The sequence below is a fragment of the Pantoea sp. BL1 genome, assembly GCF_000963985.1.
GTDB lineage: Bacteria > Pseudomonadota > Gammaproteobacteria > Enterobacterales > Enterobacteriaceae > Pantoea > Pantoea rwandensis_B.
Map to the genome: position 1 here is coordinate 1 of NZ_JZRH01000038.1, position 23530 is coordinate 23530.

Annotated in this window: 21 protein-coding genes; 14 read left to right on the forward strand and 7 right to left on the reverse strand. The window is 55.2% G+C overall.

Translation table 11 applies throughout. The features are described from left to right. Window positions 1–671 precede the first annotated feature (671 nt). From hemY to hemC, 4 genes are read right to left on the reverse strand one after another with little or no spacing between them, the layout of a single operon-like run. Complete coding sequence (hemY, locus tag VH86_RS17675; RefSeq protein ID WP_045833671.1) at window positions 672–1868, reverse strand: protoheme IX biogenesis protein HemY; 1197 nt, start codon at window positions 1866–1868, stop codon at window positions 672–674. 2 nt (window positions 1869–1870) lie between these two features. Further along, complete coding sequence (gene hemX, locus VH86_RS17680; protein WP_034827857.1) at window positions 1871–3001, reverse strand: uroporphyrinogen-III C-methyltransferase; 1131 nt, start codon at window positions 2999–3001, stop codon at window positions 1871–1873. 23 nt (window positions 3002–3024) lie between these two features. After that, window positions 3025–3765 carry a uroporphyrinogen-III synthase gene (hemD, locus tag VH86_RS17685; protein ID WP_045833672.1) on the reverse strand — a complete coding sequence of 247 codons (741 nt, stop codon included), beginning with the start codon at window positions 3763–3765 and terminating at the stop codon, window positions 3025–3027. Then, on the reverse strand, window positions 3762–4703 hold the full coding sequence (gene hemC, locus VH86_RS17690; RefSeq protein ID WP_045833691.1) for a hydroxymethylbilane synthase: 942 nt from the start codon (window positions 4701–4703) through the stop codon (window positions 3762–3764). The genes hemD and hemC overlap by 4 nt, the downstream gene beginning before the upstream one ends. Before the next feature lie 312 nt (window positions 4704–5015). Between hemC and VH86_RS17695 the strand changes: the two genes are divergently transcribed. The 9 genes from VH86_RS17695 (at window position 5016) to VH86_RS17735 (ending at window position 15926) form a co-directional block, all read left to right on the forward strand. Next, on the forward strand, window positions 5016–7577 hold the full coding sequence (locus VH86_RS17695; RefSeq protein WP_045833673.1) for a class I adenylate cyclase: 2562 nt from the start codon (window positions 5016–5018) through the stop codon (window positions 7575–7577). A gap of 135 nt (window positions 7578–7712) precedes the next feature. Continuing rightward, a complete protein-coding gene (locus tag VH86_RS17700; RefSeq protein ID WP_038643799.1) occupies window positions 7713–7916 on the forward strand; it encodes a lipoprotein in 204 nt (67 codons plus the stop codon). Window positions 7917–7945: 29 nt separating this feature from the next. After that, window positions 7946–8770, forward strand: coding sequence for a diaminopimelate epimerase (dapF, locus tag VH86_RS17705; protein ID WP_038649736.1), 825 nt, complete (start codon window positions 7946–7948; stop codon window positions 8768–8770). Next, complete coding sequence (locus VH86_RS17710) at window positions 8767–9471, forward strand: DUF484 domain-containing protein (RefSeq protein WP_038643798.1); 705 nt, start codon at window positions 8767–8769, stop codon at window positions 9469–9471. Before dapF ends, VH86_RS17710 begins: the two co-directional genes overlap by 4 nt. Further along, the gene (gene xerC, locus VH86_RS17715; protein WP_038643797.1) at window positions 9468–10379 is read left to right on the forward strand and encodes a tyrosine recombinase XerC; all 912 of its coding nucleotides are present in this window, start codon (window positions 9468–9470) and stop codon (window positions 10377–10379) included. The genes VH86_RS17710 and xerC overlap by 4 nt, the downstream gene beginning before the upstream one ends. Beyond that, window positions 10376–11092: a 5-amino-6-(5-phospho-D-ribitylamino)uracil phosphatase YigB gene (yigB, locus tag VH86_RS17720; RefSeq protein WP_045833674.1), complete on the forward strand. Its 717-nt coding sequence runs from the start codon at window positions 10376–10378 to the stop codon at window positions 11090–11092. The genes xerC and yigB overlap by 4 nt, the downstream gene beginning before the upstream one ends. A gap of 174 nt (window positions 11093–11266) precedes the next feature. Next, window positions 11267–13429 carry a DNA helicase II gene (uvrD, locus tag VH86_RS17725; RefSeq protein WP_038643795.1) on the forward strand — a complete coding sequence of 721 codons (2163 nt, stop codon included), beginning with the start codon at window positions 11267–11269 and terminating at the stop codon, window positions 13427–13429. A 320-nt stretch (window positions 13430–13749) separates the two neighbouring features. Continuing rightward, the gene (gene corA / locus VH86_RS17730) at window positions 13750–14703 is read left to right on the forward strand and encodes a magnesium/cobalt transporter CorA (RefSeq protein WP_034827871.1); all 954 of its coding nucleotides are present in this window, start codon (window positions 13750–13752) and stop codon (window positions 14701–14703) included. Between the two features lie 170 nt (window positions 14704–14873). After that, complete coding sequence (locus tag VH86_RS17735) at window positions 14874–15926, forward strand: AbrB family transcriptional regulator (RefSeq protein WP_045833675.1); 1053 nt, start codon at window positions 14874–14876, stop codon at window positions 15924–15926. Here the strand turns inward: VH86_RS17735 and rarD are convergent. Then, entirely contained in the window at window positions 15897–16796 is a 900-nt protein-coding gene (gene rarD / locus VH86_RS17740) for an EamA family transporter RarD (protein ID WP_045833676.1), read from the reverse strand. The two genes, VH86_RS17735 and rarD, sit on opposite strands and share 30 nt — an antisense overlap. Before the next feature lie 21 nt (window positions 16797–16817). After that, on the reverse strand, window positions 16818–17288 hold the full coding sequence (locus tag VH86_RS17745; protein ID WP_045833677.1) for a thioesterase family protein: 471 nt from the start codon (window positions 17286–17288) through the stop codon (window positions 16818–16820). Between the two features lie 164 nt (window positions 17289–17452). Between VH86_RS17745 and pldA the strand changes: the two genes are divergently transcribed. The 3 genes from pldA to rhtC are packed head-to-tail and all read left to right on the forward strand — an operon-like array spanning window position 17453 to window position 20814. Beyond that, a complete protein-coding gene (gene pldA, locus VH86_RS17750) occupies window positions 17453–18331 on the forward strand; it encodes a phospholipase A (RefSeq protein WP_038643790.1) in 879 nt (292 codons plus the stop codon). 23 nt (window positions 18332–18354) lie between these two features. Next, a complete protein-coding gene (gene recQ, locus VH86_RS17755) occupies window positions 18355–20178 on the forward strand; it encodes an ATP-dependent DNA helicase RecQ (RefSeq protein WP_045833678.1) in 1824 nt (607 codons plus the stop codon). 12 nt (window positions 20179–20190) lie between these two features. After that, the gene (rhtC, locus tag VH86_RS17760; protein WP_038643788.1) at window positions 20191–20814 is read left to right on the forward strand and encodes a threonine export protein RhtC; all 624 of its coding nucleotides are present in this window, start codon (window positions 20191–20193) and stop codon (window positions 20812–20814) included. Window positions 20815–20958: 144 nt separating this feature from the next. Here the strand turns inward: rhtC and rhtB are convergent, their stop codons facing one another. Continuing rightward, window positions 20959–21582 (reverse strand): homoserine/homoserine lactone efflux protein, encoded by a 624-nt coding sequence (gene rhtB / locus VH86_RS17765; protein ID WP_034827889.1) that lies wholly within the window; start codon window positions 21580–21582, stop codon window positions 20959–20961. Window positions 21583–21686: 104 nt separating this feature from the next. Here rhtB and pldB point away from each other — a divergent pair, with 104 nt between their 5' ends. Both pldB and yigL read left to right on the forward strand, forming a co-directional pair. Beyond that, window positions 21687–22679, forward strand: coding sequence for a lysophospholipase L2 (gene pldB, locus VH86_RS17770; RefSeq protein WP_045833679.1), 993 nt, complete (start codon window positions 21687–21689; stop codon window positions 22677–22679). 32 nt (window positions 22680–22711) lie between these two features. Beyond that, window positions 22712–23512, forward strand: coding sequence for a sugar/pyridoxal phosphate phosphatase YigL (gene yigL, locus VH86_RS17775; protein WP_038643786.1), 801 nt, complete (start codon window positions 22712–22714; stop codon window positions 23510–23512). The last annotated feature ends 18 nt before the right edge of the window (window positions 23513–23530 follow it).

Consider the following 23530-nt stretch of genomic DNA (forward strand, 5'->3'; position numbering starts at 1 on the left):
CCTCTCTCGCCGACCATATTCGAAAAGCCTGCTTGAAAAAGCAGGCTTTTTTCGTTTTATCTTTCCCTTGATTGATTTTATCCTTCTCAGCTTCTCAGCTTCTCAGCTTCTCAGCTTCTCAGCTTCTCAGCTTCTCAGCTTCTCAGCCTTATAAATCACGCTCACTGCCGTTGTCGTCATAATGAGACTCGTAACCCATTGATTTTAAATTGGCTGACAGTTCCTTGCATTGCTTGTCGTTGATAGGAGACAGTTATTAAGGGGAGTGTAGCGAAATCACGACGCACTGTTCAGTCTGAGAGAGGGTTTTACCTTTATCTGACTGATTTAAAATAACTTATTTCTACACCTCCAATTCTGGCACGGCTTATGCAATAATTAACCTGTAGATGCTCATTCCACCTCTTATGTTTGCTGATGCTACATAAACCTGGGAATGATGCAGAGCCCCTTACGGTATCCGTTGTCCAGCCTGGCAGTTATTGCGCACGCTTTACTGCAGTAAGAAGGACATTACGTTGAGTCGGATACCATCAGTTGTCTGAACGACCTGATCTTACACCTGCTTATGGCAGGTGTTTTTTTTATCTGTACTTTCCCCCATTCCGCGACTCTTCAGGCAAAAAAAAGCCGGGACAAGCCCGGCGTGCACAAAAGTAACAATCGTTAAATCAAGCGTTTGGATTAGTCTTCAGGGTCAGAAGCAGACCTTCACGGCGCATTTGAGCAGCGTCCTCGGGGCGATGCAGGCGATCATAGACATCGGCCAACCAGGCATAATCAAAAGCATCAGGGCGTTGTGCCAGTGCCTGCTGGAAAGCTTCTGCGGCCTGTTGCCACTCACCGTGGCGCATCAGCATCTGGCCTAAGGTGCTGTGCAGCAGCGGCGTTGCGCCATGTTGTTTGATTTGCTGGCGCAGCGCTTTCTCCAGTGATTGCGGATCGCCACTTTTAATACGTGGCATTAACAGCACCAGGCGATCGTCATACTGACGCTTCAATCCTTCCAGCACGATGCTTTGCGCGGTATCAGGGTCATCACACTCAATCAGATGTTCAGCCATCGCTACCTGCAGCGCCGTTTCCTGACGCGTTTTACGGCTCTGGTTTTGCCACCACTTCTTCAGACCTTCGCTACCCTGATCGGCCATTGCCTGATTCATCATGCCTAGCCAGGCTTGCTGTTGCAGCGCCTCACGATGGGCTTCGTCATTGACCTGAGATTTTTGCATGGAGGGCAGAATATCCAGCAACGCGCCCCATGCGCCGGTACGGATATAAGCCTGTTCAGCCAGACGCAGCACTTCAGGATGACGCGGAGCGACTTCCAGTAAACGGTCAATGCCATGGCGGGCGGCGTGATCTTCATTACGTGCCAGTTGCAGGCGTACGCGGGTGATCTCAACCGGAATGGTGTCATTTTCAGACAGCTCAGAGGCGCGCTCCAGATGTTGGTTAGCACGGACTTCGTCACCACGTTGCTGTGCCGCTTCGGCAGCCAGCAGGTAGTTAGCAACGGGCTGATCGGCGTGATCGGCATTCTTCGATAGCAGTTTTTCAACCTGCTTGTAATCACCTTCCGCCAGTTTCATCAGCGCGCTTTGCGTGTGACGCTGCGCGCTGCGGCGTTTACGTCCCGTGAACCAACCGCGCGTACGTACGCCGGTGCGGAACACGCGGCGTAAAATCCATTCAATGAACAGAATCACCAGCAAACTAAGGATCAGGATGATCACCAAGCCGGTGACGCTGGTTTCCACGTTCCAGTTATCGGTCTGAATCAGCACGTAGCCCTGATGGCCGGCAATCATCGGCCCCAATACCACGCCTGCGATCAGCAGCAGGAAAAGCACCAATACTTTCAGCATGCTTAGCCTCCCTGTTGATCAGCCGGAACCGATGGCTGCGCCAGCAGGTTGCGCACGCGCGTCTGCATCAATTTTTCTAGCAGCGCCTGACTTTCCAGCGTATCCGGCACATCCATTGAGATGTTTTGCTGACTCAGCTCATCCAGTTGTGCGAGGAAAGCTTTGGTGGCAGCGTCGTTGGTGTCATACCAGGCGCGCACCCAGGTTGAGACCGCATCAATCGACTGTTTGTAGATTTCATCCTGATGACGTGGCACGGCCTGGGCGGCAATCAGCAGGCGTGAACGAATGTTTTCACGCAGGTAAACGTCCTGATTCGGTGCCAGCAGCGGCTGTGCGGTATTATCACGGCGGCGGATGGTGATGAAATCATCCATAAAGTTATGCCAGCTCTTCACCAGATTTTGACGCCATTCGTGCAGCGAGCTGGAAAGCTCTCCGCCATCGGCATCCATCGGTGAATCATCACTGTCATTGTCAGCCAGACGCAGATTATCGACGCCGTTCGACAACTGATTGAGTTTGAGGATGATGCCATCGTAATCGACCTGGCTCACCGTTGAGAGAGAACTGATGTCCTGCGTTAAAGCACGGCGCACATTCATCACGCTCGGGTCATTCATATCGGCCAGGCTGGTATCAGCGCTTTTCAACAGCGCGGCTGCTGTGGTGACATCCTGATCGCTCCACAGCTTGCGACCCGCCAGTTTCACGAGGTAGTCCGCTTGCGCCAGTAGCCAGGTGCGGGTGTCGTTGCCAGAAATCGTCGCGACTTTATCGCGCAGGGTCTCCAGCTCTTTGGCGCTGTTATCCTGCTGCGTTCGCGCTTCCTGCAACGCCGTATTCGCGGTATCCAGTTGTTGCGTCAGCTGCTGTTTGTCGCTGCCCAGTTGCTGCTGCAGGGCGCTCAACTGTTCACTCAGGTTCTGGTTTGTCTGAGCCTGTAAATCGGCCTGATGTTTCCCATTGAGGTAAAGTCCCGCGCCAATCGCCAGCGCAATCACGATCGCCACCGCGCTCAGTACTTTGCCATCGCTTTTTTTATCGCGAGGCTTTTTACCGTCTGGCGTGGGGGAAGTGTCCGCAGGGGTGGTTTCTTCAACCATGGCGGAGGAGGCTTTTTGTTCCGTCATTATGGCTCATCCCATTGTTAAGTTCAGCGTAACGCACGCAGCAGCGCATCGTTATCAGCACCATCGGCTACCTCAATATCCTGCCAGCCTAATTCGGCGGCCTGAGTAGCCAAACGTTCACTGACGACCACCAGTCGACAGTGCAATAACCATTCCCGACGATCAATTGGCGGAAACAGTGCAAAGAGTTGTTGTAACATCTCACCGCTGGTGACCACCAGCGTGGTAATCCCGCGATCGCGCCAGCGACGGCCTTCAATCGCGCCCTCATAATGCTTTTCACAACGTTGGTAGCACTCGCAGTATTCCACCTCGGCACCGCGTTCCAGCAGGGTTTCTGCCAGTAATTCACGGCCTGGGCTGCCGCGCAAAATCAGCGCACGCTTGCCATTAACCTGCTGCAGGCGGTTGAGCCGCACTAACTCTTCGCTGGTCTCCCGCGCATGAGGATAGTCTACTTTCAGATGACTGACGGTATGCAGTGCCAGCGCGGTGCTGCGCCCTATAGCATAGTAGTCGAGTGTTTCGGGCCAGCTGAGGGCACTTTGCTGAAGCGCCGGGTGGGCGAATAGCACCACCTGCTGTGACAGCAGAAACACCAGATCGCCCGGCCGTAAAGTCGCCAGCTTTTGTGGCAATTGTTGCAAATCGCGACCCGGCGTAAATTCAATCAGCGGTAGAGTCCACGCCAGTTTTCCCTGGGTTCGCAGACGCGAAACCAATTCACTGGCAGCGGGCTCCGGGCGGGTCACGAGAATGGTCATGCAGGCGTTTGCCCCTGATAAACGTCGCGCAGAATGTCGCGGGCGCCGCCATCCAGCAGCTCTTCTGCCAGGGAGATCCCCATTTGCACGGCGTTTTCGCGCGGACCACGGCGTTCACCTACCACCATTTGGTGGCCATCCGGTGAGCCGACTAAGCCACGCAGCCATAACTGATTGTCTTCCAATACGGCAAAGCTGCCGATGGGAACCTGACAACCGCCTTCAAGGCGTGTGTTCATCGCGCGTTCAGCGCGCACGCAAACATCGGTATCGGCGTGATTCAGCGCCTGCAACAAGGTGATCAGTTCGTGATCATCAAGACGGCATTCAATGCCGACGGCACCCTGGCCCACAGCGGGCAGCGAGATTTCAGCGGGCATCGCCTGACGAATACGGTCGTCGAGGTTTAAGCGCTTCAGGCCTGCCGCGGCAAGGATAATGGCGTCATATTCCCCGGCATCCAGCTTGCCAAGGCGGGTGCCCACATTACCACGCAAAGAGCGGATGATCAGATCAGGGCGACGCGCACTGAGCTGACACTGACGACGCAGACTGGACGTCCCCACAATCGCGCCCTGTGGCAGTTCATCGATGCTGTTATAAAGGTTGGAGACGAAGGCATCACGCGGGTCTTCACGCTCGCAGATGGTGACCAGACCCAAACCTTCCGGGAATTCCACCGGCACATCTTTCATGGAGTGCACGGCAAGATCGGCACGGTTTTCCAGCATTGCCAGTTCAAGTTCTTTGACAAACAGGCCTTTTCCACCGACTTTAGCCAGCGGTGTATCGAGGATGATGTCGCCTTTGGTGACCATTGGCACCAACTCAACCTGCACGCCCGGATGTGCTGCTATCAGGCGCTGTTGGACATATTGTGCCTGCCATAAAGCAAGGGGACTTTGTCTGGTAGCAATTCTGAAAATTTTGTTTAACATGCTGTTAACCATTTTGATCGTTCATCGATTATCCTATCATTGATAGGGGAATGCTGTCAGTTTCAACGGATTGAAAAGGCCTCGATGTCAGTTGTTACGCATTGTTGCGTCATTATCTGACGTCTAAGTCCGAAAAAGCAGGGCTACATGGGGAACGTGCTAAACTGTCATGTAGCGCAACTTTCTTTACGGTCAATCCTCCAGGTGTTAGATTGATCACGTTTCCAGCAATAATTTGCCCAACATCTTTATTATTAAGCGGCAGGTTTTGGAAACAGGGTGCTTAACACTGGGACAATCAGGCGAAACGTCTTGTACCTCTACATTGAGACACTGAAACAGAGACTGGATGCAATTAACCAGCTGCGCGTTGATCGCGCACTGGCTGCTATGGGACCTGCCTTCCAGCAAGTCTACAGTCTGTTGCCAACATTACTGCACTATCATCACCCGTTGATGCCCGGCTACCTTGAAGGTAGCGTTCCCCACGGCGTCAGCTTCTTCATGCCTGATGAAAACCAACAGCATCTGTTGCAACAGTTGGCAGGCGATCAGTCTCTGGATCTTAGTACTGCCGTCAAAGGTGAACGTCCGATTACCGGCATCTATTCGATGGGCAGTACCTCGTCTGTCGGTCAGAACAGCGTGTCCGATCTCGACATCTGGGTGTGCCACCAATCCTGGCTGGATAATGAAGAGCGCCTCAATCTGCAGCGCAAGTGTACGCTGTTGCAGAAATGGTGTGTGTCAATGGGTGTGGAAGTCAGTTTCTTCCTGATCGACGAGAACCGTTTCCGCCACAATGAGAGCGGCAGCCTCGGTGGTGAAGACTGCGGTTCAACCCAACATATTTTGCTGCTGGATGAGTTCTACCGTACCGCTGTGCGTATGGCGGGCAAACGCATCCTGTGGAACATGGTGCCCGGCGAAGAAGAGCATCATTACGACGATTACGTTATGTCACTCTATTCACAAGGCGTGTTGACGCCGAATGAGTGGCTGGATCTCGGCGGTCTCGGCACGCTGTCAGCCGAAGAGTACTTCGGGGCCAGCTTGTGGCAGCTGTACAAAAGCATCGATTCACCGTACAAAGCGGTGCTGAAAACCCTGCTGTTAGAAGCGTACAGCTGGGAATATCCGAACACGCAATTGCTGGCGATGGATATCAAACAGCGTCTGCACGATGGCGAAATTGTCTGCTTTGGCCTCGATCCCTACTGCATGATGCTGGAGCGCGTGACGCGCTATCTGACCAGCGTTGATGACATGGCGCGCCTTGATTTGGTGCGTCGATGTTTCTATTTAAAAGTGTGTGAGAAGCTCTCGAGTGACGATCACCACCATCACCGCTCAGGCTGGCGCCGCGAGATTCTTTCGCAGCTGGTGAAAGAGTGGGGTTGGGATGAAGAGAGAATTGCGGTACTGGATAACCGCGCCCAGTGGAAAATTGAGCGTGTGCGTGAAGCGCACAACGAGCTGCTGGATGCGATGATGCAGAGCTATCGCAACCTGATCCGTTTTGCCCGTCGTAACAATTTAAGCGTCAGTGCCAGCCCGCAGGATATCGGCGTGCTGACGCGTAAACTGTATGCCGCGTTTGAAGCGCTGCCGGGCAAAGTGACGCTGGTGAACCCACAGATTTCGCCTGACCTGTCGGAAGATAATCTGACCTTTATTCATGTGCCGGAAGGCCGCGCCAATCGCGCCGGTTGGTATCTTTACAACCAGTCGCCGGACATGAGTTCGATCATCAGCCATCAGCCGCTGGAATATAACCGCTACCTGAACAAGTTAGTGGCGTGGGCGTGGTTCAACGGTTTGCTGACCAGCAAAACGCGTTTGCATATGAAGGGCAACGAATTCTGCGATCTGCCGCGCTTGCAGGAGCTGGTCAACGATGTCTCGAGTCACTTCCCGCTGCGCGTAGCGGCACCGACGCCAAAAGCGTTGTACAGCCCGTGCGAAATTCGTCATCTGGCGATTATTGTCAATCTCGAACACGATCCGACCTCAGCCTTCCGCAATCAGGTGGTGCATTTCGATTTCCGTAAGCTGGATGTATTCAGCTTCGGCCAGCAGCAGCAGTGCCTGATTGGTAGCATTGATTTGCTGTACCGCAACTCGTGGAATGAAGTGCGTACGCTGCACTTCAGCGGTGAGCAGGCGATGATCGAAGCGCTGAAAACCATTCTCGGCAAAATGCATCAGGATGCTGCGCCGCCGGATACGGTGGAAGTGTTCTGCTATAGCCAGCATCTGCGCGGTTTAATTCGTACCCGCGTGCAGCAGCTGGTGTCTGAGTGTATTGAGTTGCGACTCTCCAGCACCCGTCAGGAGCCAGGCCGCTTCAAAGCGCTGCGCATGGCGGGTCAAACGTGGGGCTTGTTCTTCGAGCGCATGAGCGTATCGGTGCAGAAGCTGGAAAATGCGGTGGAGTTCTACGGCGCGATTTCCAACAACAAGTTGCACGGTTTGTCGATCAAAGTGGAGTCGAATCAGACGCCATTGCCGCCGGTGGTGAATGGCTATGCCAGCGAAGGCATCATTCAGTTCTTCTTTGAAGACACCAATGACGATCGCGGCTTCAACATCTATATCCTCGACGAAACCAATCGCGTTGAGGTTTATCACCATTGCGAAGGCAGTAAAGAAGAGCTGGTGCGTGACGTGAGCCGTTTTTACTCCTCGTCGCATGACCGCTTCACCTATGGCTCCAGCTTTATCAACTTCAACCTGCCACAGTTCTATCAGATTGTGCACGCGGGCGATCGCTTCCAGGTGATTCCGTTCCGCAGCCAGACGCTGACGCAGCTCTGTGCGACGCAGCCCGATAACGACAACGGCGATTTCCAGCCGCGCTACCAAATGCACTGATCCCGCCTGCGTTCGCGCGGTGGGATTGGCTTTTCCTCTGACATGCGCCCGGATTTGCGGGTATTTCCTGTTGCTTTTACAACGTCAACTGCGATGATAAGCAGCCAAGGCTTAAGGACAGGAAGAGCAGACAGAATGAGACACATGATAAGTCAGCTGGGTATGGCGCTGGCACTGGTCAGCCTCGCAGGTTGTGGCCTGAAAGGACCGCTGTATTTCCCGCCCAAAGATCAGCCGACGAAACAAAATCAGCAGGTCACCGAGCAGCAGCAAAAAGCGGCGCAGGATGCTGACGTTAACGGTTTGGTCACCAGTAAATCGGGTTCACAGGCGAACTAATCTCTATGAGTAATCCGGCGGAGCAGAAAATGCAGTTCTCGAAAATGCACGGTCTCGGCAACGATTTCATGGTTGTGGATGCCGTGACGCAAAACGTCTTTTTTTCGCCGGAACTGATTCGCCGCCTGGCGGATCGGCATCTGGGGATCGGTTTCGATCAGCTGCTGATCGTCGAACCGCCTTACGATCCGGATCTTGATTTTCATTATCGAATTTTCAACGCGGATGGCAGTGAAGTGGCCCAATGCGGCAACGGCGCGCGCTGTTTCGCCCGCTTCGTGCGCCTGAAAGGGCTGACCAATAAAAGCGACATCCGCGTAAGTACGCAAACCGGGCGCATGGTGCTGAGCGTGACCAGCGATGAGCTGGTACGCGTTAACATGGGTGAACCCAACTTCGATCCCCAGCAAGTGCCGCTGCGCGCCAATAAAGCGGAAAGTCTGTATCTGCAACGTGTTGCCGAGCAGACCGTGATGTTTGGTGCGGTATCCATGGGTAACCCGCACTGTGTGATTCAGGTTGAGAGTGTCAAAACGGCAGCCGTGGAAACACTGGGTCCGGTGCTGGAAAGCCATGAACGCTTCCCGGAACGCGTCAACGTGGGCTTTATGGAAGTGGTTAATCCTGAACACATTCGTCTGCGCGTGTATGAACGCGGCGCAGGTGAAACCCAGGCCTGTGGCAGCGGTGCCTGTGCGGCCGTTGCCTGCGGCATTCAGCAAGGCATTCTGGCGGAAAAAGTTCGCGTTGATTTGCCTGGCGGAACGCTGCATATCGCCTGGAAAGGGGCGGGTCAGCCGCTGTTTATGACCGGCCCAGCCACACACGTCTACGATGGGTTTATTCATCTATGAAAAATGTCGAAGAGCAAACCGACAGCGCGGTTTTGCTGGACGATCAGTCGGTTAGCGCCTTCCTGCGCCAGAACCCCGATTTCTTTATTCGCAATGCGCGCCAGGTCGAACAGATGATGGTGCCGCACCCGGTGCGCGGCAGTGTGTCGCTGGTGGAGTGGCACATGGCGCGTCAGCGCAACCACATCCAGCAACTGGAAGAGGAAATCACGCTGTTGATGGAGCAGGCCACGGCCAACCATCAACTGTTTGATCGCCTGCTGGGGTTGCAAGGCCATCTTGCCGCGGCGGACAGCTTGCAGGAAATGTTAACGCGTCTGCACCGTTGGGCGCGTGAGTTGGGTCTGGCCGGAGCCCATGTGCGGGTGTTCAACGACCACTGGCACATCGGCGCACCTTCTGATTTCACCCAGTTGGGTCTTTCTCGTCAGGCTTTTGAGCCGCTGCGGATTCAACGTTTTGGTGCTGAACATCATTACCTTGGCAGCCTGAATGGCCCGGAGTTACTGCTGTTGTTGCCACAGGCGAAAGCCATCGGGTCGGTGGCGATGTCGCTGATGGGCGAACGGGGTGAACTTGGTGTGCTGATTTTCAGCAGCCGCGATAACCAGCACTATCAAGCGGGCATGGGCACCTTACTGTTGCAGCATCTGGCGCAAATGCTGCCGGATCTGCTGTCTCGCTGGATTGAACGCGCATGAGTGACGTCAGCCCGTTGCAGCCTGCCGTTGAGGGCTTTCTGCGTTATCTGAAAGTCGAACGCCAGCTCAGCCCGTTGACGCAAAAGAATTACACCCGCCAGTTGCAGACGATGACCGCGATGGCCGATGAGATGAAGATCGTCTCATGGGCACAACTGGAGCCCGCACAGGTTCGCCAACTGGCGGCGCGCAGCCGTCGTGCCGGATTAGGGCCCAGCAGCCTGGCACTGCGCATGTCGGCGCTACGCAGTTTTCTCGACTGGCAGGTCAGCCAGGGGATGTTAAGCGCCAATCCGGCCAAAGGCATCTCTACGCCGCGCAATGCCCGCCATCTGCCAAAAAATATGGATGTTGACGAGGTTAACCAGCTGCTGGAAATCGACCTGAACGATCCGCTGGCGGTGCGCGACCGAGCGATGCTGGAAACCATGTACGGCGGCGGTTTACGCTTGTCGGAGCTGGTGGGCATGGATTGTCGTCATGTCGATCTCGACGCCGGTGAAGTGTGGGTGCTGGGGAAAGGCAGCAAAGAACGACGTGTGCCGATTGGTGGCACGGCGGTGACCTGGCTGAAACATTGGTTGCCACTGCGTGATAGCTTCGCGCCGCAGGATGACGCCGTGTTTGTCTCCAGTCGCGGCACGCGCATATCGGCGCGTAACGTGCAAAAGCGTTTTGCCGAGTGGGGCATTAAGCAGGGCGTGGCCAACCATATTCATCCGCATAAACTGCGTCACTCTTTTGCTACCCATTTGCTTGAATCGAGTGGCGATCTGCGCGCGGTGCAGGAACTGCTCGGCCACGCCAATCTGTCGACCACGCAAATCTATACCCATCTCGATTTCCAGCATCTGGCGACCGTGTATGACGCGGCACATCCACGTGCTAAACGAGGAAAGTCTGAATGAAGTTCTACCGCCCGCTGGGCCCGATCAAAGCGATCACTTTCGATCTCGACGATACGCTGTATGACAACCATCCCGTGATCCTTAAAACCACCGCCGAATCCCACGCTGCATTGCAGGCCTTTCATCCGGCATTGCGTGAATTCACCCCCGCTGATTATCAGGCGCTGCGCGACGAATTGCTGGTGCGTGAGCCGGAAATTTATCACGACGTGTCTGAGTGGCGTCGCCGCTCGGTCGAGTTGGCAATGATCAATATCGGCTTATCCGCTGCTGAAGCCCGCGCCGGTGCCAGTGAAGTGATGGGTGTGTTCCACCAGTGGCGCAGCGAAGTCGAGATGCCAGATGAGACGCATCAAACGCTGAAGTGGTTGGGCGAGCGCGTGCCGCTGGTGGCGATCACCAACGGCAACGCCTGTCCGGAAAAGCTGGGGATTAATCACTACTTCCAGTTCGCCCTGCGCGCTGGCCCGCACGGTCGCGCTAAGCCGTGGCAGGATATGTACCAGCTGGCGGCCGAGCGTTTGAACATCGCACCTGAGCATATTCTGCACGTGGGCGACGATCTTACCACCGATGTGGTCGGCTCATTAAATGCGGGCATGCAAGCCTGCTGGATCAATCTGCGTGATGGCAACCTGATGAAAATTGACGATGCGCGTTTGCTGCCGCACGTCGAAATTCATCAGTTGGCATCGCTGACCTCGCTGCTATAATGCTGTATGTTCATCCAGCTAATGGCTGGATGATACGGGCATTGTCTGACGCACAAATCGTAGCGGCACCCTTCATCCTGCGATGAATAGCACCGCTATACAGGGTGCGTTGCTTGAATGCTGAGAAACGGCATTTCTCAATACTCCTTTTAATACTTTGGCAAAACGGTGCTTATGGACGTTTCTGATCTGCTTAACGGCTTAAATGACAAACAGCGCGAGGCGGTCGCCGCGCCGCGCAGCAATTTGCTGGTGCTGGCCGGTGCAGGCAGTGGCAAAACCAGGGTACTGGTGCACCGTATTGCCTGGCTGCTGTCGGTAGAGAATTGCTCGCCTTACTCAATCATGGCGGTGACCTTTACCAACAAAGCGGCAGCAGAAATGCGCCATCGTATCGATCAGCTGATCGGCACCAGTCAGGGTGGCATGTGGATTGGTACGTTCCACGGACTGGCGCACCGTTTGCTGCGTGCGCATCATCTTGATGCCAATTTGCCGCAGGATTTCCAGATTCTCGATAGCGACGATCAGCTTCGCTTGCTCAAGCGTCTGATCAAAGCCATGAACCTCGATGAGAAGCAGTGGCCTGCACGCCAGGGCATGTGGTACATCAACGGCAAAAAGGATGAAGGGCTGCGTCCTAAGCACATCGAAAGCTACGGCAACCCGGTGGAGCAAACCTGGCTGCGCATTTATCAGGCCTATCAGGAGGCTTGCGATCGCGCGGGCTTAGTGGATTTTGCTGAACTGCTGCTGCGTGCGCATGAGCTGTGGCTGAATAAGCCGCATATCCTGAATCACTACCGCGAGCGTTTCAGCAACGTGTTGGTGGACGAATTCCAGGATACGAACAACATCCAGTACGCGTGGATCCGTATGCTGGCCGGTGATACCGGTCGTGTGATTATCGTCGGTGATGACGACCAGTCGATTTACGGCTGGCGTGGCGCGCAGGTCGAGAACATCCAGCGCTTCCTGCAGGATTTCCCTGGTGCGGAAACCATTCGCCTGGAGCAAAACTACCGCTCGACCAATAACATCCTGAAAGCGGCTAACACGCTGATCGCCAATAACAATGGCCGTCTCGGTAAAGAGCTGTGGACCGATGGCAGTGACGGCGAAAAGATTTCCCTCTACTGCGCGTTTAACGAATTAGACGAAGCTCGCTTCGTGGTAAACCGCATCAAAACCTGGCATGAGAACGGCAACGCGCTGCAGGATTGCGCCATTCTCTATCGCAGCAACGCCCAGTCGCGCGTGCTGGAGGAGGCGCTGTTGCAAGGCAGCATGCCGTACCGTATTTACGGCGGCATGCGCTTCTTCGAACGCCAGGAGATTAAGGATGCGCTGGCGTATCTGCGCCTGATGGCGAACCGCAATGACGATGCCGCGTTCGAGCGCGTGGTGAACACGCCGGTGCGCGGCGTGGGCGATCGCACATTGGATGTGGTGCGCCAGACCGCGCGCGAACAGCAATTAACGCTGTGGCAAGCGACGCGTGAATTGCTGCAAAACAAAGCCCTGGCGGGACGTGCAGCCTCGGCGCTGCAGCGCTTCTGCGAGCTGGTGGATTCCCTGGCCACGGAAACCGCCGATATGCCGCTGCACGTGCAGACCGATCGCGTGATCAAGGATTCCGGCCTGTGGATCATGTACGAGCAGGAAAAGGGCGAGAAAGGCCAGGCGCGTATCGAAAACTTAGAGGAACTGGTGACCGCCACGCGCCAGTTCAGTTATCAGGACGAAGACGAAGATTTGATGCCGCTGCAGGCGTTTCTGTCGCATGCTGCGCTGGAAGCCGGTGAAGGTCAGGCCGATAAATGGCAAGACGCAGTACAACTGATGACCATGCACTCGGCGAAAGGTCTTGAGTTCACCCAGGTGTTTATCGTGGGTATGGAGGAGGGGATGTTCCCGAGCCAGATGTCGCTGGATGAAGGCGGGCGTCTGGAGGAGGAGCGTCGTCTTGCCTACGTTGGCGTCACGCGCGCGATGGAAAAACTCACGCTGACCTACGCCGAAACTCGTCGCCTTTATGGTAAAGAAGTGTATCACCGTCCATCGCGCTTTATCGGCGAATTGCCGGAGGAGTGCGTCGAGGAAGTCCGTCTGCGCGCCAGCGTGAGCCGTCCGGTGAGCCATCAGCGCATGGGTACCCCGATCGCGGAAAACGACAGTGGTTTCGCGCTCGGTCAGCGTGTGCGCCATGCCAAATTCGGCGAAGGCACCATCATTAACCTGGAAGGCAGCGGCGAACACAGCCGCTTGCAGGTGGCGTTTCAGGGCCAGGGTATCAAGTGGCTGGTGGCGGCTTACGCGCGTCTGGAAACGGTGTAGCGCCGTTGCGTTACCTTGACGACTTTTTCGTCTCAGCGTAACATGCGCGCACTATTATCATGAGAGGACAATGCCTTGGACGCGCCCAGTCGATGCTGGCTCAACCGCCTGTTTAGCAGGAATAACATCTAAGGCTACCTCAATACGCGGGTAGCCTTAGCGGTTATCAGCGACCTCCCTTTACACTCTCGTCGCACGAGTCAGCACTGATTTACCCTTGAAGCGAAAGTTTCCGCGTTCAGGCTTTGCCGTGCCCGTTTTGCCTTTGGCTTGACGGTGTGCCGCCTTGTCCCATTAAGTCTGCAATGGGGAGTATTGCTATGCTGAGCGCTTTTAAACTCGAACGCGATCGCCTGACGCGCATCGAACTGGAAGACAACAACGACACACTCAACACCTCGGTGTGGGTCGATTTAATCGAGCCCGACGACACTGAACGTGATCGTGTGCAATCCGAGCTGGGTCAAAGCCTGGCGACACGTCCAGAGCTGGAAGACATCGAGGCCTCCGCACGTTTCTTCGAAGATGAAGATGGCCTGCACATTCACTCCTTCTTCTTCTTTGAAGATGCGGAAGACCATGCTGGCAACTCCACCGTGGCATTCACCATCCGTGAAGATCGCCTCTATACATTACGCGAGCGCGAGCTGCCGGCTTTCCGTCTCTATCGTATGCGTGCCCGCAACCAGACGCTGACCGATGGCAACGCCTACGAGCTGTTGCTGGATCTGTTTGAGACGAAAATCGAACAGCTGGCGGATGAGATCGAGAACATCTACAGCGCGCTGGAAAAACTCAGCCGCGTGATCATGGAAGGGCAACAGGGCGAAGAGTACGATCAGGCGCTGTCGCGTCTGGCGGAGCTGGAAGATATCGGCTGGAAAGTGCGTTTGTGTCTGATGGATACCCAACGCGCGCTGAACTTCCTGGTGCGTAAAGCCCGTCTGCCAGGCAATCAGCTGGAGCAGGCGCGTGAAATCCTGCGCGATATCGAATCCCTACTGCCGCATAACGAATCGCTGTTCCAGAAGGTGAACTTCCTGATGCAGGCAGCAATGGGCTTTATCAACATCGAGCAGAACCGCATCATCAAGATCTTCTCGGTGGTGTCGGTGGTGTTCCTGCCACCCACGCTGGTGGCATCCAGCTACGGGATGAACTTCGAGTTTATGCCTGAGCTGAAGTGGAGTTTTGGTTATCCTGGCGCGATTACCCTGATGATCCTCGCCGGTCTGGCGCCGTACCTCTATTTCAAACGGAAAAACTGGTTGTAATAACACGGCCAGACAGGTTTTACCGATTTCGTAGCGGCGCGATTTATCGCGTTTATCTGAAGCGACAATGCTGCTAACAGATGCGTAACAAATTGCGCCGCGACAAAACTGGCATGGTTTAACTTTTCTGCGTAGGCTGTTGTCACTTCTCACTTTCTGATTTCCACCCTATGGCGCGTCTTTCTTTGCGACAGCAGTGGACCATTCTGCTGATTGCTTCGTTAGTACTGGGGATCATTCTCCAGCTGTTTCACCTTCCTGCTGCACTGCTTTTAGGTCCGATGATCGTCGGAACCGTCATGGGCCTTTCTGGCGCGACCCTCCGCATCGACAAACGTTTGTTTGTGCTCGCACAAGCGGTGTTGGGGTGCATGATCGGGCAAACGCTGTCACCGGCTATTCTCTCACCGCTGTTAGCGGATTGGCCGGTGGTGCTGGCGGTATTGGTGCTTACGCTGGCGGCCAGCGGTTTGTCGGGTTTTCTACTGGTGCGCTTTAGCAACCTTCCAGGGCCAACCGGTGCTTGGGGATCGTCGCCTGGCGGCGCTTCTGCGATGGTGGCGATGGCCGGTGATTTCGGTGCGGACGTGCGCTTAGTGGCGTTTATGCAGTATCTGCGCGTGCTGTTTGTGGCGACTGCAGCCGCGGTGGTGGCGCGCATTGGGCTGGGCACCAACGGTGGTGCCGTGGAGCTGGTATGGTTCCCTGCCTTACAAAGCAGCTTCATCCTGACATTGGTGGTGATGCTCGCGGGCGCCTGGCTGGGACAAAAACTGCGTATCCCTTCAGGTGCGCTGCTGCTGCCCGCGCTGATTGGTGCGACGCTGCACGGCACCGATGTCGCCACTTTGCAGGTGCCGGAGTGGTTGCTGGCGCTGGCCTATGCGTTGATTGGCTGGAGCGTGGGCTTGCGCTTTACGCGCCCGATCTTCCTGCTGGCGCTGCGCACCCTGCCGCAAATGCTGGTGTCGATTTTCGGCTTGATGTTGCTGTGTGGTGGATTGGCGTGGATGCTGACGCAGGTGTTGCACGTCGATCTGATGACGGCGTATCTGGCAACCAGCCCGGGCGGGCTGGATACCGTGGCGATTATTGCGGCGGGCAGCCGGGTCGATATCGCATTTGTGATGGCATTGCAGACATTACGCCTGTTCACCATCTTGCTGACCGGCCCGGCTATCGCACGCTTTATCTCACGTTACGCGCACGCGGGTGCGAGCTGAAAACGCGACTGCATCAACGATAAACACGGCGAGCGCCAGCCAGATGAAGCCGAAGGTGACCATCTTGTCTGGCGTCAGACTTTCGCCGTAGAACACCACCGCGAGCAGGAACATCAGCGTGGGGCCGAGATACTGGAAGAAGCCCACGGTCGACAAACGCAGGCGTGCACAGGCGGCGGCAAACAGCATCAGTGGAATCGTGGTGATGATGCCTGCGGCAATCAACTTCAGGTTGAGGCTAAGTGGATTGGCGCTGAGGTGGCTGGTGGCGCTGTCAGCAAAGCCAAACAAGTAGATGGCCGCCAGCGGAAACAGCCACGCGGTCTCGATCAGCATGCCGCTCTGCGCATCCACCTGAATTTTCTTTCTCAACAAACCATAGACGGCAAAACTCAGCGCCAGGCCAAGGCCAATAATCGGCAGCGAGCCAAATTGCCATAGCTGCACCAGCACGCCGAGTGTTGCCAGTAAAACCGCCAGCCACTGCAGGCGGCGGAAGCGCTCGCGCAGGAACAGCATGCCAAACACCACGTTGATCAGCGGGTTGATAAAGTAGCCGAGGCTGGCTTCCAGCATATGCTGATTATTCACTGCCCAGATAAACAGCAGCCAGTTGCCGCCAATGGTGACGGCAGTGACGGCCAGCAACAGCACTTTCTTTGGCTGAGCGAGCACCGGGCGCACCTGCTGCCAGCTACGGCTCAGGGTAATCAGTACCAGCATAAACAGTGCCGACCAAATCACGCGATGCATCATGATTTCTGTCGGTGGAACTTCCTTCACCAGCTTGAAGTAGGCTGGCGCAATGCCCCAGATAAAGTAAGCGCCGAGCGCATAACCTATGCCCTGACGCGTTTGTTGCGTATCCATCATGCTTTCCAAAAAAGGTCATTAGCCAATCAAATAGGTTGCGGTTGCTGTGGCGATATAATCGCCCTGCTGGTTGTGCAGTTCCACTCGCGCCACCGCCACTTTATTACCGGCGCGCAGCAGGCTGCTGGTGGCGACAAAGCGATCGCCGCGTCCAGGGCGTAAATAGTCAACGCGTATATCGATAGTGCCCATGCGCGACAGACGCTGACGCAGATCCTCTTCGCTGATGCTCTCCTGACGCGACAGCGCATGACTGACGCACACCAGACCGGCGGCGACATCCAGCACTGAGGCAATCACGCCGCCGTGCAAAATCTGCTGCGCCGCATTACCGACCAGCATGGTTTTGTTGGCAAAGCCCAACTCGGCGTAATCCGCTTCGAGTCGATCCAGCTCTAAACCCAGCGCCTGATTGAAGGGCATATGATAAACAAAGATTTCGCCAATCAGGCGGCGAGCTTCCTGCTGTGACAGCAACGGGGATGACATGTTTTCTGCCTTAAGATGTTAAAGAGTTGTGTATATTATGCCGCGTTCGCGCGGCTTTCCAGTTTCAGAAATCGGCACTGATCAACCTGTGTCTTTGCGTGTAGAATGGCGTGCTTTTTGAACATTGCCCTAATAATGACAACACGCAGTTCCTGGAGAATGTTATGCGTAAGCTATACGCGTTGCTGGCCGCAGCTTTGATGATACCTGCGCTGGCACAGGCTGATGAAGCCACCATAAAAGAGGTGCATGACGCCCCGGCAGTGAAGGGCAGTATTATTGCGAACCTGTTGGAAAAACACGATAACCCGTTCGTGCTTTATCCTTACGAAAACAACTATTTGCTCTACACCTACACCAGTGACATGAACAAAGAGGCGATCTCTTCGTACAACTGGGCTGACAAAGCAAAAAACGATGAAGTAAAATTCCAGCTCAGCCTGGCGTTCCCACTGTGGCGTGGCATTCTGGGTGATAACTCGGTGTTGGCCGCGTCTTATACGCAGCGCTCGTGGTGGCAGCTCTCCAACCGTGGTGCGTCATCGCCGTTCCGTGAAACCAACTATGAGCCGCAGATTTTCCTCGGCTGGGCAACGGATTACACTTTTGCCGGCTGGACTCTGCGCGACATCGAAACCGGCCTTAACCACGAGTCTAACGGACGTAGCGATCCGACATCACGCAGCTGGAACCGCGTCTATGCGCGCCTGATGGCGCAGAACGGTAACTTCCTTGCGGAAATCAAACCGTGGTATCGCATTCCAGAAAATGAAAATAACGATGATAACCCCGACATTACCAAGTACATGGGCTACTATCGCGCCAAGCTCGGTTATGAAATGGGTGAAAGTATCTTTAGCGTGGAAGGCAACTACAACTGGAACAGCGGCTATGGCGGCGCGACTTTCGCCTGGAGCTATCCTATCTCTGAGCATGTGCGCTTTTACACCCAGCTGTTCAGCGGGTATGGTGAATCGCTTATCGACTATAACCATCGTCAAACCCGTTTTGGCGTGGGTGTAACACTTAACGATCTGTTCTAACCAGTCAGAAAAACAGGATTACCGTGGCAACATCGGCAGTGCTTAATCAGGAAATGCTGGCGCAGCAGGTATTACAAGATACCTTCGGCTACCAGCAATTTCGCCCCGGTCAGCAAACCATCATCGAAACCGCGCTCGCAGGGCGTGATTGTCTGGTGGTGATGCCGACCGGTGGCGGCAAATCGCTGTGCTATCAAATCCCGGCGCTGGTGCGCGAGGGGCTGACGCTGGTGGTTTCACCGCTGATATCACTGATGAAGGATCAGGTCGATCAATTGCTGGCCAACGGCGTGGCAGCGGCGTGCCTCAACTCGACGCAGACGCGTGAGCAGCAGCAACAGGTCTTTGCGGATTGTCGCACCGGTAAGCTGAAGCTGCTGTATATTGCGCCTGAACGTCTGATGATGGATAACTTCCTCGACAGCCTGCACCAGTGGAATCCGGTGATGCTGGCGGTGGATGAGGCGCACTGTATCTCGCAATGGGGCCATGATTTCCGCCCGGAGTATGGCTCGATTGGTCAACTGCGTCAGCGTTTCCCGGATCTGCCGGTGATGGCGCTGACGGCAACCGCTGACGAAACCACGCGTAATGACATCGCTCATCTGTTGCAGATGGACGATCCGCTGATTCAAATCAGCAGCTTTGACCGCCCGAATATTCGCTACACGCTGGTGGAAAAATTTAAACCGACCGACCAGCTGTTGCGCTATGTACAGGAGCAGCGGGGTAAAAGTGGCATTATTTACTGTAACAGCCGTGCCAAAGTGGAAGACACTGCCGCGCGTCTGCAAAGCCGTGGGCTGAGTGTCGGCGCGTATCACGCCGGTATCGACAGCGCCCAGCGCGCGCACGTGCAGGAAGCCTTCCAGCGTGATGACCTGCAAATTGTGGTTGCCACCGTGGCATTTGGTATGGGCATCAACAAGCCTAATGTGCGCTTCGTGGTGCACTTTGATATTCCGCGCAATATCGAATCCTACTATCAGGAAACCGGTCGCGCCGGGCGTGATGGCCTGCCCGCCGAAGCGATGATGCTTTACGATCCAGCGGATATGGCGTGGTTACGTAAATGTCTGGAAGAGAAAGCGCCCGGCCCGTTACAGGATATTGAGCGTCACAAGCTCAATGCGATGGGCGCGTTTGCCGAAGCGCAAACCTGCCGTCGTTTAGTGCTGCTCAACTACTTTGGTGAAGGGCGTCAGCAGCAGTGCGGCAACTGCGATATCTGCCTTGATCCTCCACGTCGATATGATGGTTTAGTGGAAGCGCAGAAGGCGCTTTCCAGCATTTATCGTACCGGCCAGCGCTTTGGTATGGGCTATATTGTCGACGTGCTGCGCGGTTCCACCAACCATCGCATTCGCGATAACGGGCACGATAAATTGCCGGTGTACGGCATCGGCCGTGAGCAGAGTCAGGAGCATTGGGTCAGCGTGCTGCGTCAGCTGATCCATCTTGGTATGGTGACGCAAAATATTGCCATGCACTCCGCTTTACAGCTCACGGAAGCGGCGCGTCCGGTATTGCGTGCCGAAGTGCCATTGATGCTGGCGGTACCGCGCATCGTCACGGTGAAGAGCCGCAGCAGCTCGCCAAAAGTGCACAGTGGCAATTACGATCGCACCTTGTTTGGCAAGCTGCGCAAATTGCGTAAGGCGATTGCCGACGAATTTAACATTCCGCCATACGTGGTGTTTAACGATGCCACATTAATTGAGATGGCGGAGCAAATGCCGATTACCGCGTCAGAAATGTTGAGCGTGAACGGTGTCGGTCATCGCAAGCTGGAACGTTTTGGTAAACCGTTCCTGGTGATGATCAAAGAGCATGTCGATGAAGAGTAAAGGAAAGAAACCATGTTGATGTTATTCGCCACCGTCGCGCTTGTGCATCTGGTTGCGCTAATGAGCCCAGGCCCGGACTTCTTCTTTGTGTCGCAAACGGCGGCCAGCCGCTCGCGCAAAGAGGCGATGATGGGCGTGTTGGGTATTACGTTGGGGATCGTCATCTGGGCGGGCGTGGCGCTGATGGGCCTGCATCTGATCCTGCAGAAAATGGCCTGGCTGCATGAAATCATCATGGTGGGCGGTGGTTTGTACTTGCTGTGGATGGGCTGGCAGTTGCTGCGCTCAGCTCGTCAGCAGCACAAAGCCCCACAGGTTAATGCGCCGGTGGTGGAACTGCCAAAGAAAGGTATGAGTTTCCTGAAAGGTTTTCTGACTAATCTGTCGAACCCGAAAGCGATTATCTACTTCGGCAGTGTGTTTTCACTGTTTGTCGGCAATGATGTGGGTGCGATGGAGCGCTGGGGCCTGTTCATGCTGATCGTGGGTGAAACCTTTGCCTGGTTTACGCTGGTGGCGGCGATCTTCGCGCTGCCGTGGATGCGGGATAAGTATCAGCGTATGGCGAAGTGGGTTGATGGCATGGCGGGTGTGCTATTTGCCGGATTTGGCATTCACCTGATTATTTCTCGTTAAATCTATTTTCCCTGCCATTTCGGCACCGGGCAGAGCTCGCCCCTCACGTACCTCGGGTACGTTCCGGGGACTGTGCGGCTTGCCGGCGCCGAACTGGCTGCACCACCGACGATTTACCCTCGGTGTGACTGATTGCAAAACCTCTTACGCGATTCTGCGCGCACTTGCCAGCAAGGCTCCGACAGCCATAAACAAGCCACCAAAGGTGCGGTTCATCAGCTTCATCTGTTTTGGCCCTTTAATCCAGCCCGCAATGCGTGTTGCCAGCGTGGCATAACCAATCATCACAATGATATCAACCACGATGGTGGTGACACCGAGCACCAGATACTGCATGAGCTGCGGCTGGTGTGGCTGAATGAATTGCGGGAACAGCGCGGCGAGAAACACGATGCTTTTCGGGTTGGTAAGATTTACCAGGATAGCGCGTTTGAACAAACGACGACGCGGCATCGCTTTCGCCACGGCATCCAAATCAATACCGCCTGCGGAACGCCATTGCTGAATCCCAAGCCACACCAAATACGCGGCACCTGCCCACTTCAGTACTTCAAAGGCCATGATCGATTGTGAAAATAGCGCCCCCAAACCGGCGCCGACCAGCACGATGTGAATCGCCAGACCCAGCTGTAAGCCAGTGATGGAAGCGGCCGCGCCGCGATAGCCATGGCTAATGCCGGTGCTCATGGTGTTGATTGCACCAGAACCGGGTGAAAGACTGAGGATAGTTGTGGTCAACAGGTAGGTTAACCACCATTCAATGGTCATGTGTGACATTCCCTGAAGTGAACGAAGTGTGACACAATACGCCAGAATATCGCGGTGCGCTATGGCGTACAGGCGCGCGATGAGGCTTTTTTTCAGGGGGACGGATGCAGCATCACAAACAGAGTTGGCTCGGGCGTGAGAAAGGCTTTTCAGCCTTTGCTACGGGTCCGCTGCTCGACTTCTGGCGACGTCGTGAGGAGTGTGAATTTACCGGCGTCGGTAACCTGAAGATTCGCTATGTTCGTTTCACCTCACCGCAACATCGCCGTGTCATCCTGATTGTGCCCGGCCGCATCGAAAGCTATATCAAATACCCGGAACTGGCTTACGATCTGTATCACTGCGGCTATGACGTGGTGATAATTGACCATCGCGGGCAGGGCCGTTCCGATCGCTTGCTGGCGGATTCTCATCGCGGGCATGTGGTGGAATTCAACCATTACGTTGACGATCTGGAAACGCTGTATCTGAAAGAGATAGTCAGCAACCATTATCAGCAACGCTACGTGCTGGCCCATTCGATGGGCGGCGCAATTTTGGCACTGTTTTTAGCGCGCCAGCCGCAGGCATTCCATGCGGCGGTATTCTCGGCACCGATGTTTGGCATTGTGTTGCCGTTGCCCGACTGGATGGCGTACCCGATTTTAGACTGGGCGGAAAAACTGCCGGCAATCCGCGAACGCTATGCGCTCGGCACCGGCCGCTGGCGGGCCAGCCCGTTTGGCATTAATCGCCTGACGCACAGTCGTGAACGCTATCGGCGCAACCTGCGTTTTTACGCCGACGATCCGGGGTTGCGTGTGGGAGGGCCGACCTATCATTGGGTGCGTGAAGGCGTCTATGCCGGACGCAGCATCATCAGTCAGGCGGCGAAAATTACCACACCGGCGCTGGTGTTACAGGCCAGCGAAGACGATGTGGTGGATAACCGCGCACAAGATATTTTTTGTACGGCGATGGCCGATGCGGGACATCCCTGCGAAGGAACCGTGCCGTATGTGATTCAAGGCGCGCGTCACGAGATTTTGTTCGAAACAGACGCCATGCGCGCTGAAGCGCTTAACCTGGTGGTCGATTTTTTCGAGCGCCACGTTTAACTCATTTTCCGACATCAATACCAGAGGTTTACATGTACCACATCGTCGCATCCGACCTGGATGGCACGCTGCTCTCACCGGAACACCGCCTGACACCTTTTGCTCGCACCACGCTGCAGGAACTGGTGGCGCAAGATGTTCACTTCGTTTTCGCCACCGGTCGTCACTATATCGACGTGGGCCAGATGCGCGATAACCTCGGCATTCCGGCGTACATGATCACCTCTAACGGTGCTCGTGTGCACAATGCAGCAGGTGAACTGGTGTTTAGCCATAACCTCGATGCCGATATCGCCAGCGAGCTCTACGGTCTGCAGTATCACGATGAGCATATCCTGACACACGTGTATCGCGACGATGAGTGGTATATGAGCCGCCATCGCCCGGAGGAACAGGACTACTTCCGCGAGTCGGTGTTTAACTATCAGGTGTACCAGCCAGGCATGCTGGAAACCGACGGTATCAGCAAGGTGTTCTTTACCTGTGACGATCCTGAGCGTCTGGCGCCACTGGAACTGGCGATTGAAGCGCGCTGGGGCGATCGCGTGAATGTCAGTTTCTCACTGCCGACCTGTCTGGAAGTGATGGCGGGTGGTGTATCGAAAGGGCATGCACTGGAAGCCGTAGCCAAACAACTCGGATACTCATTGAAAGAGTGCATCGCTTTTGGCGATGGCATGAATGACGTGGAAATGCTGAGCATGGCGGGTAAAGGCTGCATTATGCGCAATGCGCACCAGCGCCTGAAAGATACGCTGCCAACGTTAGAAGTGATTGGCAGCAATGCTGAAGATGCGGTGCCGCATACGCTGCGCAAGCTGTTCCTTGCTTAAAAAAATGGGCCGGAATCA

Bases quoted from the DNA above. Each gene is read 5' to 3' on its own strand.
- hemY (WP_045833671.1), bottom strand. From the start codon at position 1,868: ATGCTGAAAGTATTGGTGCTTTTCCTGCTGCTGATCGCAGGCGTGGTA.
- hemX (WP_034827857.1), bottom strand. From the start codon at position 3,001: ATGACGGAACAAAAAGCCTCCTCCGCCATGGTTGAAGAAACCACCCCT.
- hemD (WP_045833672.1), bottom strand. From the start codon at position 3,765: ATGACCATTCTCGTGACCCGCCCGGAGCCCGCTGCCAGTGAATTGGTT.
- hemC (WP_045833691.1), bottom strand. From the start codon at position 4,703: ATGTTAAACAAAATTTTCAGAATTGCTACCAGACAAAGTCCCCTTGCT.
- VH86_RS17700 (WP_038643799.1), top strand. From the start codon at position 7,713: ATGAGACACATGATAAGTCAGCTGGGTATGGCGCTGGCACTGGTCAGC.
- dapF (WP_038649736.1), top strand. From the start codon at position 7,946: ATGCAGTTCTCGAAAATGCACGGTCTCGGCAACGATTTCATGGTTGTG.
- VH86_RS17710 (WP_038643798.1), top strand. From the start codon at position 8,767: ATGAAAAATGTCGAAGAGCAAACCGACAGCGCGGTTTTGCTGGACGAT.
- xerC (WP_038643797.1), top strand. From the start codon at position 9,468: ATGAGTGACGTCAGCCCGTTGCAGCCTGCCGTTGAGGGCTTTCTGCGT.
- yigB (WP_045833674.1), top strand. From the start codon at position 10,376: ATGAAGTTCTACCGCCCGCTGGGCCCGATCAAAGCGATCACTTTCGAT.
- uvrD (WP_038643795.1), top strand. From the start codon at position 11,267: ATGGACGTTTCTGATCTGCTTAACGGCTTAAATGACAAACAGCGCGAG.
- corA (WP_034827871.1), top strand. From the start codon at position 13,750: ATGCTGAGCGCTTTTAAACTCGAACGCGATCGCCTGACGCGCATCGAA.
- VH86_RS17735 (WP_045833675.1), top strand. From the start codon at position 14,874: ATGGCGCGTCTTTCTTTGCGACAGCAGTGGACCATTCTGCTGATTGCT.
- rarD (WP_045833676.1), bottom strand. From the start codon at position 16,796: ATGGATACGCAACAAACGCGTCAGGGCATAGGTTATGCGCTCGGCGCT.
- VH86_RS17745 (WP_045833677.1), bottom strand. From the start codon at position 17,288: ATGTCATCCCCGTTGCTGTCACAGCAGGAAGCTCGCCGCCTGATTGGC.
- pldA (WP_038643790.1), top strand. From the start codon at position 17,453: ATGCGTAAGCTATACGCGTTGCTGGCCGCAGCTTTGATGATACCTGCG.
- rhtC (WP_038643788.1), top strand. From the start codon at position 20,191: ATGTTGATGTTATTCGCCACCGTCGCGCTTGTGCATCTGGTTGCGCTA.
- rhtB (WP_034827889.1), bottom strand. From the start codon at position 21,582: ATGACCATTGAATGGTGGTTAACCTACCTGTTGACCACAACTATCCTC.
- pldB (WP_045833679.1), top strand. From the start codon at position 21,687: ATGCAGCATCACAAACAGAGTTGGCTCGGGCGTGAGAAAGGCTTTTCA.
- yigL (WP_038643786.1), top strand. From the start codon at position 22,712: ATGTACCACATCGTCGCATCCGACCTGGATGGCACGCTGCTCTCACCG.